The organism is Fusibacter sp. QWL-12 (assembly GCF_058683495.1).
In genome coordinates, this window is sequence record NZ_CM178745.1 from 2191494 (window position 1) to 2206172 (window position 14679).

Annotated in this window: 12 protein-coding genes; 11 read left to right on the forward strand and 1 reads right to left on the reverse strand. The window is 38.5% G+C overall.

The window, feature by feature from the left end; translation table 11 throughout:
* The first annotated feature begins 43 nt into the window (after positions 1 to 43).
* The 4 genes from cls to AC4PID_RS10600 all read left to right on the forward strand — a co-directional run bounded on the left by cls (position 44) and on the right by AC4PID_RS10600 (position 3991).
* Complete coding sequence (gene cls, locus AC4PID_RS10585) at positions 44 to 1546, forward strand: cardiolipin synthase (RefSeq protein ID WP_492131980.1); 1503 nt, start codon at positions 44 to 46, stop codon at positions 1544 to 1546.
* Positions 1547 to 1555: 9 nt separating this feature from the next.
* A complete protein-coding gene (gene lspA / locus AC4PID_RS10590; protein WP_492131981.1) occupies positions 1556 to 2008 on the forward strand; it encodes a signal peptidase II in 453 nt (150 codons plus the stop codon).
* A gap of 20 nt (positions 2009 to 2028) precedes the next feature.
* Positions 2029 to 2868, forward strand: a complete 840-nt coding sequence (locus AC4PID_RS10595) for a 3-hydroxybutyryl-CoA dehydrogenase (protein ID WP_492131982.1) — start codon at positions 2029 to 2031, stop codon at positions 2866 to 2868.
* Positions 2869 to 2965: 97 nt separating this feature from the next.
* Positions 2966 to 3991, forward strand: a complete 1026-nt coding sequence (locus AC4PID_RS10600) for an LCP family protein (RefSeq protein ID WP_492131983.1) — start codon at positions 2966 to 2968, stop codon at positions 3989 to 3991.
* Between the two features lie 76 nt (positions 3992 to 4067).
* On the opposite strand, the gene murC is transcribed toward AC4PID_RS10600, so the two are convergent.
* Positions 4068 to 5456, reverse strand: coding sequence for a UDP-N-acetylmuramate--L-alanine ligase (murC, locus tag AC4PID_RS10605; RefSeq protein ID WP_492131984.1), 1389 nt, complete (start codon positions 5454 to 5456; stop codon positions 4068 to 4070).
* A 192-nt stretch (positions 5457 to 5648) separates the two neighbouring features.
* On the opposite strand from murC, the gene purR reads away from it, so the two are divergent.
* The 7 genes from purR to AC4PID_RS10640 all read left to right on the forward strand — a co-directional run bounded on the left by purR (position 5649) and on the right by AC4PID_RS10640 (position 14581).
* Positions 5649 to 6470 carry a pur operon repressor gene (gene purR / locus AC4PID_RS10610; protein ID WP_492131985.1) on the forward strand — a complete coding sequence of 274 codons (822 nt, stop codon included), beginning with the start codon at positions 5649 to 5651 and terminating at the stop codon, positions 6468 to 6470.
* Between the two features lie 107 nt (positions 6471 to 6577).
* Positions 6578 to 6862, forward strand: a complete 285-nt coding sequence (gene spoVG, locus AC4PID_RS10615; RefSeq protein ID WP_492131986.1) for a septation regulator SpoVG — start codon at positions 6578 to 6580, stop codon at positions 6860 to 6862.
* 180 nt (positions 6863 to 7042) lie between these two features.
* Complete coding sequence (gene glmU / locus AC4PID_RS10620; RefSeq protein WP_492131987.1) at positions 7043 to 8413, forward strand: bifunctional UDP-N-acetylglucosamine diphosphorylase/glucosamine-1-phosphate N-acetyltransferase GlmU; 1371 nt, start codon at positions 7043 to 7045, stop codon at positions 8411 to 8413.
* Between the two features lie 9 nt (positions 8414 to 8422).
* Entirely contained in the window at positions 8423 to 9379 is a 957-nt protein-coding gene (locus AC4PID_RS10625) for a ribose-phosphate diphosphokinase (RefSeq protein WP_492131988.1), read from the forward strand.
* A gap of 98 nt (positions 9380 to 9477) precedes the next feature.
* Positions 9478 to 10035, forward strand: coding sequence for an aminoacyl-tRNA hydrolase (gene pth / locus AC4PID_RS10630; RefSeq protein WP_492131989.1), 558 nt, complete (start codon positions 9478 to 9480; stop codon positions 10033 to 10035).
* Positions 10036 to 10044: 9 nt separating this feature from the next.
* Complete coding sequence (mfd, locus tag AC4PID_RS10635; RefSeq protein WP_492131990.1) at positions 10045 to 13515, forward strand: transcription-repair coupling factor; 3471 nt, start codon at positions 10045 to 10047, stop codon at positions 13513 to 13515.
* A 58-nt stretch (positions 13516 to 13573) separates the two neighbouring features.
* Positions 13574 to 14581, forward strand: coding sequence for a peptidylprolyl isomerase (locus AC4PID_RS10640; protein ID WP_492131991.1), 1008 nt, complete (start codon positions 13574 to 13576; stop codon positions 14579 to 14581).
* Positions 14582 to 14679: the final 98 nt, after the last annotated feature.

Sequence of the window (14679 nt, forward strand, 5' to 3'; positions counted from 1 at the left end):
TATCGCTAAGAAGACCTTTTATATCATCGTAGCATTATTTGTTTTGTTGCTGACAGTGGCTTATATAGGTGGCGTATTTAATGGCCTTAGCTTTGAGTCGCCTGTTTTGAACACAGTCTATAGCGGATTAACGCTTCTATTTCGAGTGAACATATTATGGATTGGGTTGGTCATCTTTTTAGAAAATGACAATCCTTCAAGAACAGTGGCTTGGCTACTTGTGCTCGTTTTGATACCAGTAGTTGGGTTCTTTCTTTATGTGTTATTTGGAAGAAGCTATAGAAAGCAAAAGAAAGCTGAAGCTAAAATTCTTAGCGATTCTGATCGTATGTCGCATGCGGCAGAGGTTCAGGCAAGTCTTTTAGAGTATATTGAGTTACCCAATACTGAAAATCCAGCAAATCGACGATTGATGCAGCTGTTGTTAAACAATGCAAAGGCACCTTTCTCTATGACCAATGAGGTGACGGTTTTGACCAACGGTCTTAGTAAGTTCAATCGTCTATTTGGTGCCATTCGAAGAGCGACTGATCACATTCATCTGGAGTACTTTATCATAAAAGATGACCGTATCGGCAATGAGCTAAGAGAACTACTGATCGAAAAAGCAAATGAAGGCGTTAAAGTCAGACTGATGTTTGACGATGTTGGCTCGTTGACTTTAGGAAAATCCTATATCAACTCTTTAAAGGATGCTGGTGTGGAGGTTTACTCTTTCTTTAAAGTGCCACTTCCTATTTTTTCTAGAGATTTGAATTATAGAAACCATAGAAAAATCGTCGTCATTGATGGTGTTATCGGTTTCGTAGGTGGTTTAAATGTAGGTGATGAGTATATTTCCAATTCAGATAAGTTTGAGTTCTGGAGAGATACGCATTTAGAAATTAAAGGCGAGGCAGTTTACGCACTTCAAACGATCTTTTTAAATGACTGGAATTATGTTTCAGGGCAGATGGTACAAGGTGCAATTTATTATCCTGAGGTGAATACCACTAAAAATTCACTGGTTCAAATAGCCGCTTCTGGTCCTGATTCTGACTGGAAATGTATTTTACAGGCTTACTATAAAATGATTGCAAATGCAGTGGATAAGATATGGCTTACAACGCCTTATCTCGTACCAGAAGAGAGTATCATGATGGGACTTAAAGCGGCTGCATTAAGTGGTGTAGATGTAAAGATCATCATTCCTTCTCAGCCAGATCATTTTTTTGTCTACTGGGCTTCGCAAGCAAATATACAGCAGCTTCTTGAAGCCGGTGTAAAAATCTATCGTTACAAGAATGGCTTTATTCACTCGAAGATCATGATCGTCGATCGACTGGCAGCGACCGTAGGTACTGCTAATTTAGATATCAGATCTATGGAGATAAATTTTGAAGTCAATGCGTTTTTATATGATGTGGACGTGATCCACAGGTTGGAAGAGGATTTTGTAAAAGATTTAGAAGAGAGTGTTGCTTACGATCTTGAAACCTATAAAGAACGTGGGCTGCATAGAAAGTTTTTAGAAGCGATGGGAAGATTGGTCTCACCATTGCAATAGGAGGGTAATGTGTTATATTTTGTTGGCGTCATCGTTTTAATAGTACTGGATCAAATTACAAAGCAACTAGCAGTGAGTCAGCTGATCGGTAAGGGCCAAGTGGATTTTATTCCAAATTTACTTGGGTTTAGATATACAGAGAATACCGGAGCGGCATTTTCCATTCTAAGAGAAAAGCAACTATTGTTAATTTTACTTACTTCAGTGGTGATTGTTGCATTGATTGGGTATTTTATTAAGGCTTTACGTACGGATGTACACATGGTTGTAAGAATTTCCTACATGATGGTTATCGCAGGTGCGATTGGCAATCTAATCGATCGTGTTCGATTAAACTTTGTTATCGACTTTTTAGAATTTAGATTTATGAGTTTTCCGATTTTTAACATCGCTGATGTTTGTGTGGTTGTAGGGGTCATACTTTTAGCGATTGCTGCATTGTTTTTAAAATATGAATTTTAAATAAATCAATGGAGGGAAAAATGATAGTAGGGATTATTGGTTCAGGAACCATGGGCGCTGGCATCGCTCAAACAATGGCTTTAGGCGGGCATCGAGTTGTGCTTCGAGATTTGAGTGAAGAACAGCTGAACAAAGGTAAAGCGAGTATCGAGAAAAGCTTGATGAGATTGAGAGAGAAAGAGAAAATATCTCAGGAAGCACTTGATAACGCTGTGGAATGTCTGGCTTATACCACTGAAATTGCCGCACTTTCAGACTGTGATATGATTATAGAGGCAGCTTCTGAAAATTTAAAGGTGAAGGGTCTTATCTTTGAAGAACTGGATCGAATTGCAAAACCAGAAGCGATACTGGCTTCAAACACATCATCTTTATCCATTACTGAAATCGCAGCTTTTACTAAACGACCTGATAGGGTCATTGGCATGCATTTTTTCAATCCAGTTCCAGTGATGCAGCTGATTGAGATTATTAAAGGTATTACCACATCGGAAGAAACATTTAATACAGTGTTTCAGCTTTCAGAACAAATCGGTAAGCAACCGATTCGTGTGGAAGAAGCACCGGGTTTTGTGGTGAACCGAATTTTGATTCCAATGATTAATGAAGCAATCTCAATTAAGGCGGAGGGCATTGCATCTGCTGAGGACATCGATAAAGCAATGGTTTTGGGTGCCAATCATCCTATAGGACCATTGGCGTTAGCCGATCTTATCGGTAACGATGTCGTATTAGCAATTATGGAAACGCTTTATAAGGATTTCAGTGATTCCAAGTATCGTCCGCATCCTTTATTAAAGAAGATGGTAGTTGCGGGCTATATGGGTAGAAAAACAGGAAAAGGTTTTTATAATTATTAGTTATTTTTAATAAAATTTTAAATGTTTGAATTTCCAAATTATGATAAAATAGTAGTCTAAGTGTGGTCAATAGGCCTTGAAGTAGGAAGGATATAAGATGAAGTTTTATTTAAAGGTGTTTTTAATATCGTTTATCGGATTTTTGTTGTTGTTTACAGGCATATTGTTTGCTTTTGATGCATTCTACGATAAACCCAATAATCAAAATCAAACAGAGGCGACAACTGAGACCTCAACAGAAGCAGGCGAGCAACCTACGACCGATCTTGTAGGTGAAGACGATGAAAGAACTGAACTTCAAAAAATCGCTGATGCGTCAAATCGTATTAACGTTATCGCATTTGGTCTAAACGACTCACTTGCAGATACGATTATGCTTGTTAGCTATGATCCAGATATTAATCATTTGGATATCCTTTCAATTCCAAGAGACACGTATCACATCATGGAAGGCTTTAATGATCCTGCTCAAAAGAAAATCAATGCCACTTACGGCTTCCCAGAAGTGGGCGGCGTCAATGGTATGAAAAGTGTTCTTTCTGACTTTTTAGGTATTCCTATAGATTATTATGTAAAAGTGGAGTTTAGTACTGTAAAAGCGGTCGTTGATACGCTTGGTGGCTATGAAGTTACGATTCCATACGATATGGACTATGATGATAACTATGATACACCGCCACTTCACATTCACTTAACCAAAGGCTATCAAGTGTTAAACGGGCAACAAACGGTTGAGTTTTTAAGATTTAGAAAAAGTAATGATGGCAAAATTCAAGAAGGCGATGTTCATAGGATTCCAAGACAGCAAGAATTCGTAAAATCGATGATCAACAAGGCGGTAAGCTCAAAGCTTCCATCTGTAATCAACACCATTATCGGCGGCAAATACGTTCAAACGGATATGACGCTTGAAGAAGCGCTTAGTCTAGCGATCCAAGGTGCTACATTAGATCCTGATAATATCACTTTCTATACTCTTGAAGGTGAAGCGAAAATGATGAACGGCTTGTCTTATTGGATTCATGATCCGGCTGCTCTTGAAAAAATGCTTTATAAAATATATGGCTTCGACATCGGAACAGATGAAGAGGAGACAACTGAGGAACCAACGACATCAAACTAATTTAGTATTCGAATTAAAAAAATAATCCTGAACACTTCAATTATGAAGCGGTTCAGGATTTTTATTTTATAATTTGCTACTCTGTCTTTTTAAGCGCTTCAAGTATTTTAGGTGCAAGCTTGTAGACGTCACCTGCGCCAACTGTGAGAATCAAGTCACCAGGAACTGCGTAGTTCACAACGTATTTGACGATTTCATCAAAATCGCTAAAGTGAATAGCTGAGACATTTTCTTTTTTAAGAGCCTTTAATAAATCCAGTGAACTAACCTCGCCATGATCCACTTCTCTAGCAGCATAGATATCGCAAAGAATAACTTCTTCAGCCAAACCAAATGAACTTGCGAACTCATTGAGTAACTCCTTAGTTCTCGAGTAAGTATGTGGCTGAAAAATACAAAGGATACGATTGACATCTTCCATACGCGTTGCCGCTTCTAAAGTCACCTTAATTGCACTTGGATGGTGTGCATAATCATCGATGACGAGTATATCGTTTTGTTTACCAATCCATTCAAAACGACGGTTGGCATTTTTAAAGCTAGAGAGTCTATTCGCTATGACCTGTGTGTCTTTAATATAGATACGGCTAGCTGCAAATGCTGCTAAAGCGTTGTATATATTGTGTTGACCAGGAACCGATAGCGATAATTTGCAAAGTTTTTCATCTTTATTATAGATTTCAAAGGTTGGATAACCGAGACCATTGTAAGTGACATTTCTTGCGATGATATCGCAGTGGTCAGCCAAACCAAAGGTAATGACCTTGCCTTTATAGTATGGGATGATTTTTCTTGAATTGTAATCATCACCATTGAGTACAAGTGTACCATCATCATCTATGTTGTGTGCAAACTTTACGAAAGCACTGACGATCTGATCCAAATTATGAAAATAATCCAAATGATCTTCATCAATGTTAAGTATAATGCCTACTTTAGGATAGAAGGATAAAAAGCTTTCTTTGTATTCACAGGCTTCTGTAATGAAGTAATCACTTTTGCCGATTTTGACATTGCTTTTAATGTCTGTAAAATAACCACCCACAAGTGCAGTCGGATCGAGTGTCGGGTCGTTAAAAATGCGTGTAAGCATTGAAGTTGTGGTTGTTTTACCATGTGTACCAGAAATCGCAATCGACTTACCATAGCCGGCCATAATTTGACCTAACATCTCAGCACGGCTAATACACGGGATGCCAATTCGGCTTGCTTCGATGAGTTCAGGATTATCTTCAGCTACTGCAGCTGTATAAACAACTAATTCCGAACCTTCGACATTTTCAGCCAAGTGAGCATAGGTGATTTTAACCCCTTTTTCAACCAAATGATCGGTGATACTTGTTCGATTTAAATCAGAACCTGATACCTGATATCCTTGCTCAAGAAGGATTTCAGCGATTGCACTATTGCTAATCCCGCCAATACCAACAATGTGTATGTGTTTAACTTGCGATAGGTCTATCATAAAAACTCCTAAATTTGAATTTGACTCATGTTACTAAATTGATAAATCATAATGATTATACCCTATTTTACAAGTGGTTGAAAGCATTTCGTTTTTAAAAAGCTGAAACAAAATCGTTAAAAAGTATTGAAGTCAACCAAAAAAACGAATAAAATTAAAGGAGTATAATAAGAATATTCGGAGTGTGATGTCGTGAGCAAATTAAAACGTAATGAAAGAATCGGCGCAATAGTTAAAATATTATGTGATTCACCTAATAAGGTGTTCACACTCAATTACTTTACGAATCGTTTTGATTCGGCGAAATCGACCATAAGCGAAGATTTGGTCATCGTAAAGAAAATCATGGAAGAAATGTCCTTAGGTAAAGTCGTGACGATTGCCGGTGCATCTGGTGGCGCAAAGTACGTACCGCAAATGGGCAGAGAAGAGAAGCAAGCATTAATCGAACGAATCTGCGAGGACATTAGAAAACCAGAACGCGTAATGCCTGGAAAATACTTATACATGGCAGACATACTCTATAACCCAACATATACAAAAGGCATAGGCGATATTTTTGCAGAGAAGTTTTCTGAAGACCATACGAAAGTAGACTACGTTTTAACGATTGAAACCAAAGGGATTCCTATCGCTATGATGACTGCAAGAGGGCTCAATGTACCCCTAGTAATCGCAAGACATGAAAATAAAGTAACTGAAGGCTCAAAGATTAGCATCAACTATATATCGGGTACCACAGGTAATTTACAAACGATGTACATCTCAAAAAATGCTTTTAAAAAGGATTCGAATGTTTTGATTGTGGATGACTTTATGAAGGCTGGTGGCTCAGCTAAAGGGATGACTCAGCTCGTTCATGAGATGGACTGTCATGTAGCAGGGGTTTGCGTGTTATTTGATACGACGATTCCGTCTCAAAAGCTCGTAGATAAATATATATCTTTGATTAAATACGAGGGAATTGACGCAAATGATGCCATTTTAGTTCATCCCAATTACGAATATCTGTAGTTTTTCCTAGAATGTTAAAAAAAATTAAAATTTTTAATAAAAAAAGAAGGAAAATTAACAAAGATATCGAATATACACTCTTAACAGCATAAGTTAGGGGGATAAAGATGAACATAACAGATGTCAGAATTAGAAAACTTCGTGAAGACGGTAAGATGAAGGCAGTGGTATCATTAACTTTTGATGATGCATTTGTCGTTCACGACATTAAAGTCATCGAAGGACAGAATGGGTTATTTGTTGCAATGCCAAGTCGTAAAGTGGGGGAAGCGGACTATAGAGATATCGCGCATCCAATAAACCAAGAAACAAGAAATATGATTCAAGATATTATCTTTGAAGAATATGAAAAGGCAAAAAATGCCACGGGTGATGAATATTACGAAGAATAAGCATTGTTTTCTTGAGCACGGTGACGTGCTCTTTTTTTTATGTTCAGGGATTGGACAAAAGTTGTTTCCTTTTAGGTACAATTTACGAACTTTTCTCAAATTTTCTTAATAGATGTTTAGTTTTATGTGTAAAAGTGATATAATTTTGCGTGGTGAAATGATAGAGAAAGAGGAAAATCTATGAACCGATTGACGACTGTTATTTTAGCGGCAGGCTATGGAAAGAGAATGAAATCTGAACTCCCAAAGGTGCTCCACAAAGTAAGTGGTGAGCCAATGGTTAGACACGTAGTTGATTTGGCAAATGAAGTTGAGAGCGATCAAGTGGTTTGTGTCGTAGGACACGGTAAAGAACTGGTTGAAAAAGCACTCATGGACAAAAAAGTGAATTTTGCAATACAAGAAGTACAACTTGGCACCGGACATGCAGTAAAATCCGCAAGTGACTATATAAAAGAAGGCGAAGTATTGGTTTTGTTTGGAGATGCTCCGCTGCTCAGTTACAAAACGCTCTCAGAATTTATTGCTTTTCATAGAGCGAACCATTATACCGCAAGCTTAATTTCTACTCTATTTGAAGATCCATCAGGCTATGGCAGAATCGTAAGAGATGCACAGGGTGATTTTTTAAGAATAGTAGAGCACAAGGATGCAACCGCTGAAGAGCTAAGTATAAAAGAAATTAATTCAGGAATTGGTATATTTGAAGCAGAAGTACTAATCAAAGCACTCGATTCGCTTAAGAACGACAACAAACAGGGTGAATATTACTTAACCGATGTTTTTGAATGGGTTAAGCTTTCAGGGAAGCCTGTTGGGGCATTTGTTACATCAGATTCTTATGAAGTAATGGGGATCAATGATCGACTGGCTCTTGCAGAGGCTGAAAAATATCACCAAACTCAAATAAAAAAACAAATCATGCTCAGCGGCGTTACTTTAGTGATGCCAGAGACGATTTTTATAGAAAAAAATGTTCAGATTGGCCAAGATACCATCATAGAACCAGGGACGATTTTAAGAGGTACGACGCAAATCGGCAGTCAATGTGTGATTGGTCCAAACTCTGAAATCGTTGATTCAACCATCCAAAACAAGGTCAAAGTAATGCACTCAAAAGTAACTGAGTCCAGTATCGACGATGCATCAGCTATTGGCCCATTCGCATATTTAAGACCTAAATCAAAAATTGGCAAGAACTGCAAAATCGGCGATTTCGTAGAAGTTAAAAACTGTGAAATTGGCGACGATACCAAGGTTTCTCACCTGACCTATGTGGGAGATGGCGTGGTTGGTAAAAATGTTAATTTGGGCTGTGGTGTGGTTTTCGTTAATTACGATGGCTCAAAAAAGCATTTGACAGAAATTGAGGATAACGTGTTTGTAGGATGCAACACCAATCTCATTGCACCGGTTAAAGTAGGTAAGGGTGCATATATCGCAGCAGGTTCCACTATTACAGACGATGTCCCAGAAAACGCACTTGCGATAGCAAGAGAAAGACAAGTCAATAAGACCAATTGGTCTAATAAATATCAAAAGAACAAGTAGGAGGAAATGATGCAATCAACTGACAGGAGGATTAAGGTTTTTACGGGCAATGCGAATCCTGATTTAACCAGAGCAATCTGCAAAGAGTTAGGATTGCCACTTGGTGACAGCGTAGTTAAAACCTTTAGCGATGGCGAAATCTCAGTAAACATCAACGAGACAGTAAGAGGGATCGATGTTTACGTGGTGCAATCCTTTTCATTGCCAAAAGTAAACGATTATTTAATGGAGCTGTTAATCATGATCGATGCACTGAAACGTGCTTCGGCGGGTAGAATTACAGCAGTAATCCCTTACTACGGTTATGCAAGACAAGACCGTAAAGCTAAGGCGAGAGATCCGATTACGGCAAAATTGGTTGCAAATATCATCGTATCAGCTGGTGCTGACCGCGTATTGACGATGGATTTACATGCGGCTCAGATCCAAGGCTATTTTGATATTCCTCTTGATCACTTAAAAGGTGTTCCGATTTTAGCAGACTACTTCAAAAAGAAAAATCTTGAAGATTTAGTGGTTGTATCACCTGACCTCGGTAGCGTTACGAGAACAAGAGATTTAGCAACTAAGCTTGATGCGCCTATCGCAATCGTTGACAAGAGAAGACCTGAACCAAATGTTTCTGAAATTATGAACATTATCGGTGATGTTAAAGGTAAAAACGTTATCCTAATCGATGATATGATCGATACAGCTGGAACGATTGTCAATGCGGCAAAAGCACTTAAAGAAATGGGTGCAAAGGATGTTTATGCTTGTTGTACACATGGTGTTTTCTCAGGTCCTGCGATCTCAAGAATTAGAGATTCTGCAATTTCAGAACTCGTCGTTCTAGATACGATCAACGTTGCACCAGAAATGAGAGAGCTAGAAAATGTAACGATGCTTTCAGTTGCACCAGCATTTTCTGAAGCCATCAGAAGAATCTTCAACAACGATTCAGTCAGTACGATGTTTGAAGACTAAAATGAATCAACCTTTGAAACGAGAAACGCTTGGCAGATTGTTGTCGAGCGTTTTTTTTGATATAATCGTAAGGTCCATTAAATGAAGAGGTGACAAAAGTGACTATAATTGTTGGCCTAGGAAATCCAGGCAAAAAATACGAACTAACACGACACAATGTCGGGTTTGAAGCAATCGATTTACTTGCTTCAAAGCATAATATCGCAGTCAATAAAGTTAAATATAAAGCATTGATTGGCGAAGGACAAATCGCCGGAGAAAAAGTGATTTTGGTAAAACCACAAACTTATATGAACCTTAGTGGTGAAACGGTAAAAGCGATTTGTCAGTTTTATCAGCTGCCTATAGAAAAGCTCATCGTCATTTATGACGATATTGATACTGATTTTGGTAAGCTGAGAATTAGAATGAAAGGTAGTGCCGGTACACATAACGGTATGCGACATATTATCTATTTAATGCAAAAAGATGAGTTTCCTAGAATTCGCATAGGGATTGGCAAGTCAGATAAAATGGATTTAAAGGACTATGTCCTTCAAAGGTTTAATAAAGCAGAGATGGCGACGTTGGGCGAGGTGCTTGATCGAACTGTTCTAGCTGCAGAGAGTATTATCAGTGAAGGTGTAGAAAAGGCGATGAACCGTTATAACGGTTAGGAGATTAAGATGAATACATTTTTAAGCAACCTTTTTGAACATTCGGTTGAGATCAAAACATTAATCAAAAGTATAGATGAAGGCATTAGTCCGATACTGGTTCATGGAAGTGAACCACAGGTGGTCAAGTGGGTTGCTGCCAAGGTCAATCAATCATTAGAAAGACCTGTTATCGTCTTCTTTGAGGACGAGCACAAGGCGAGAACTGCTGCTGAAGCTTACGAAGAGGCGGTTTATTTACCGAGCCGAGAACTGGTTTGGTTTGATACATTTGCACATTCTAATCAAGTGGCCATCGATCGCGTTGAGGCATTAGCAACTGCTTTGAGCACCAAAGCGCCAATTATTTTTGCTTCTGTGAACAGCTTGGTCTATCGATATCCAACGAAGCTTTCAGAGCGTCTTCTAATTGATCTGTCTACTGAGATTCCTATGGGAGAGCTACAGAAGAAGCTGTATATGTACGGCTATGAACGCGTAGAAATCGTTGAATCCAAAGGGCAATACAGCTTAAGAGGTGGTATCTTTGATGTCTTTTCACCTCTGTATGAGCGACCATTTAGAATAGAGTTCTTTGGAGATGAAGTCGATTCTATTAGAGATTTCGACATTGAGACACAGAAGTCTGTGGATAAATTTGAAAGTGTCTGGCTTTATCCAGCGCGCGAAATGGTACTTTCTGATGAACGGATAGAAACGGCGATAGAAGCGCTTAAAGCAATCAAAGGCAAATATAAGAAGGAAAAAAGAGAGCGTATCGAAGAGATGATCGAGCATCTGACGGAACGCGTTTTTGTCGATGGCATCGAACGCTATTTTCCGTTTTTCTTTGAACACAGCATGTCACTCCTTGATTGGTTTGAAGAGCCTGTAGTTTTCTTAATTGGCAACAATCAATGCGTCAGCAGAATGAATCAGTTTTTACAGGATTATAGAAAACAATTCTCCGATTACTTAGAGCGTGGCGAAGTAATTTCCGAGCAGTATAAGCGCGTTTTTGAGTTTGAAGAAATTAAATCTGAGCTTTCCTTAAGACAGCTTGTCAGCTCAGAGCTTTTAATCAAACATACTGATGGCTTTGAACCTAGCCAAATCATAAAACTGACTTCCCGAGAAATGAACAAATACTTCGGTAAGTTTGATCAAATTGCACTTGATTTGAGAAAGTGGAAGATCAAGGGGTATCACATTCTAATTGCATTTACTAATGAGGACCGTATGACGCGATTCATCGATGCGATGAACAGCTTTGAAGTAACGGTAAATCAAGCCGGGGATGCAGATCGAGTCATGAGTGGTCAAGCCATTGCCATTATGAAGCCTTTTTCTAGTGGCTTCTATTTCGATACGTTTAAAGGCCTACTTTTAACTGAGGCTGAGCTCTATGGTGAAGGCAAGAAGATTTCAAGAAAAAAACCGGCACAGGGAAAAGTTATTAAAGCCTTTAGTGAGCTTTCAGTGGGAGATTATGTCGTTCATGAAAGCCACGGGGTGGGACAGTACCTTGGCATCGAACAGATGAAAATCGATCAAACGCGAAAAGACTTCCTTAAACTGAGATATGCGCAGGATGATTATTTATATATTCCAGTTGAAAGTGCTGGGTTGGTTCAAAAGTATATGGGGACTGACGTTGAAAAGCTGAAGCTCAACCGCTTAGGTGGACAGGAGTGGAAGAAAACCAAGTCGAGAGCCAAAAAGGCCATAGAAGATATGACCGATGAACTGATTGCGCTTTATGCCAGTCGTCGTGAGAAAAAAGGATATGCTTTTTCTGCGGATAATGATTGGCAGCGAGAGTTTGAAGCTTTGTTCCCGTATCAAGAAACCAGAGATCAGCTTAAGTGTATCGATGAAATAAAGGTTGATATGGAAAAGGCAGAGCCTATGGAACGCCTTTTATGTGGCGATGTTGGATACGGTAAAACTGAGGTTGCTATTAGAGCGGCATTTAAAGCCGTTTTAGATTCTAAGCAGGTTGCGATCCTAGTGCCGACCACTATATTGGCACAACAGCACTTTAAAAATATTTCAGAGCGTTTTTCTAAGTACCCAGCCAACATCCAGATGATTTCTAGATTTAGAACCAAGGCAGAGCAAGCTAAAATCATTAAGGATCTAAAAAGTGGCGTTGTAGATGTGGTCGTTGGAACGCATCGTATCCTTTCAAACGATGTGGTATTTAAGGACTTAGGATTACTCGTTATAGATGAAGAACAAAGATTTGGCGTTAAGCACAAAGAGAAGATCAAACAGATGAAAGAAAACATTGACGTATTGACCTTGACGGCGACACCGATACCTAGAACGCTTCATATGTCTATGATCGGTATCAGAGACATGAGTGTAATTGAAGATCCACCAGAAGACAGATACCCAATACAGACGTATGTGGTTGAATTTGATGAAAATTTAGTACGTGAAGCGATAGCGAGAGAGCTTGAACGCGGTGGACAAGTTTACTTTGTTCACAACCGTATCGAGGATATCGATCGCGTTGCGGCTAAGATACAAGAGCTAGTACCAGAGGCGCTCGTGCATTATGCACACGGTCAGATGAACGAGCATCAACTGGAACGACTAATGGTTGACTTTATGAATAACGAGTTTAATGTACTGGTATCGACTACTATCATTGAAACAGGCTTAGATATTTCTAACGTTAACACCATCATTATTAACGATGGCGATCGATTTGGCTTATCTCAGCTATATCAGTTAAGAGGACGTGTTGGCAGAAGCAATCGTCTTGCTTATTGCTATATCTTCTATCAAGAGAACAAAGTTTTAAGTGAAATCGCTGAAAAGCGACTTAAAGCGATTAAGGAATTCACTGAGCTTGGAGCAGGCTTTAAGATTGCCATGCGCGATCTTGAGATCAGAGGTGCAGGTAATGTGTTAGGCACTGAACAGCACGGCTATATGGAAGCCATCGGATACGATCTTTATTGCAAATTACTTGAAGAGAGTGTCTTGCATAAAAAAGGCGAGGTGGTTAAAGAAAAGCCGCAAGCTAAAATTGACTTTGCGGTCAATGCTTTCATTCCAGAAAACTACATCAGTAATCATCAGCTTAAAATTGAGATTTATAAGAAAATTGCTGCGATTGAATCCAGAAAAGATCTTGAACTGGTGTATGAAGAGATTGAGGACCGATTTGGTACCGTTCCAACTTCGGTTGACAATTTGATTAAAATTGCATTCATAAAAGCACTTTGCGAAGCAATCGGTATCGAAGAGGTGACAGAGGATGGCAAAGCATTTACGCTTAAGTTTGCGTCGAACTATGCCATTAGCCCATTATTTATCAGTCAGGTACTCGACTATGATAACAAGAATGTTAGCTTCTTTGGAGGTAATCCAGCCCTTCTAAAGGTCAAAATTACAAACAGATTAAGAAAAAAAGAAGAACAATTAACAATGCTTGAAATGTATCTTGAAAAAATATATAGTTTTCATAGTGAATATTTGAATATATAATTATAATTGATATGAAATTAAGCTAATATCACATTAGCAGAAATTGAGGAGAGGTCTTATGCCAAATTTAAAAAGAGTGACAGCATTGCTATTAGTGGTGTTGATGATTGCCCTAACTGGGTGTAGTACAAAAAGTGGAGATTCTACGACTGAGGGAACGACTGGTGTTTCTAAAGAAAACGCAGTAGCAATCGTTGGTGAAGACGTCGTGGATGTTGATACCTTCAATATTTATTATGCAATGTATGAAACTGCCTACAAACAATACTATGGCGAAGATATTTTGACTCAAGAGGTAGATGGTGTTAAATTTGCTGATGTTTTAAGAGAAGATATCTTACAAATGTTAGTTAATGATTCTTTAATCCGTTCTTATGTGTATTCAACTGGATATACCATTTCAGATGATCTTTTTAAAGAAAAATTTGATGAACTAAAAGGCTTACTTGAAGAAGATGCTGAAACGAAAGCGATGTATGATTCAATTGGCGTAACAGATGCCTTTTTAGAAAAACAAGTTCAAGGCTCAATTCTTATGGATGAGTTCACTAAAGTTGTGAATGGTATGATTGATGCTGAGACTGCTAGACTTGAAGACCTTTATGCAAATGAACCAGTGCAAGTTAGCGCTAGACATATTCTTGTAGATGACGAAGCAACTGCACTTGAAGTGAAAGCTAAATTAGATGCAGGCGAAGATTTCTCTGAACTCGTTACAGCATACTCTAAAGACACAGGCTCAGTAAGCACTGGTGGTGACCTTGGTTACTTCTCAAGAGGACAAATGGTAACAGAATTTGAAAATGCTGCATTTTCTCAACCGATAGGTGAAATTGGTGAACCGGTTCAAACTTCTTACGGTTACCACATCATTAAAGTTGAAGATCGATTAACGGTTAATCAATTGATTGAAAATGGTGAAGAAGAAGCAGTGATCAACGATTTCAAACAACAGCTTAAAGACAGCTTATACAATGAGTTCTATCAAAAGAAATTGGATGAACTTAAAGCGGCTGCAAGTATTGAAACCTTTATAGAAAAAGTAACCCCTAAAACTGAAGGTTAATAATTGAATAAATGCCCAGATAGTGGCTTGAAATCCTGCATTTGTGTATTGCGTAAAATACCCATATGCAGGGTTTTTCTATTTGATTTTTAATTAAA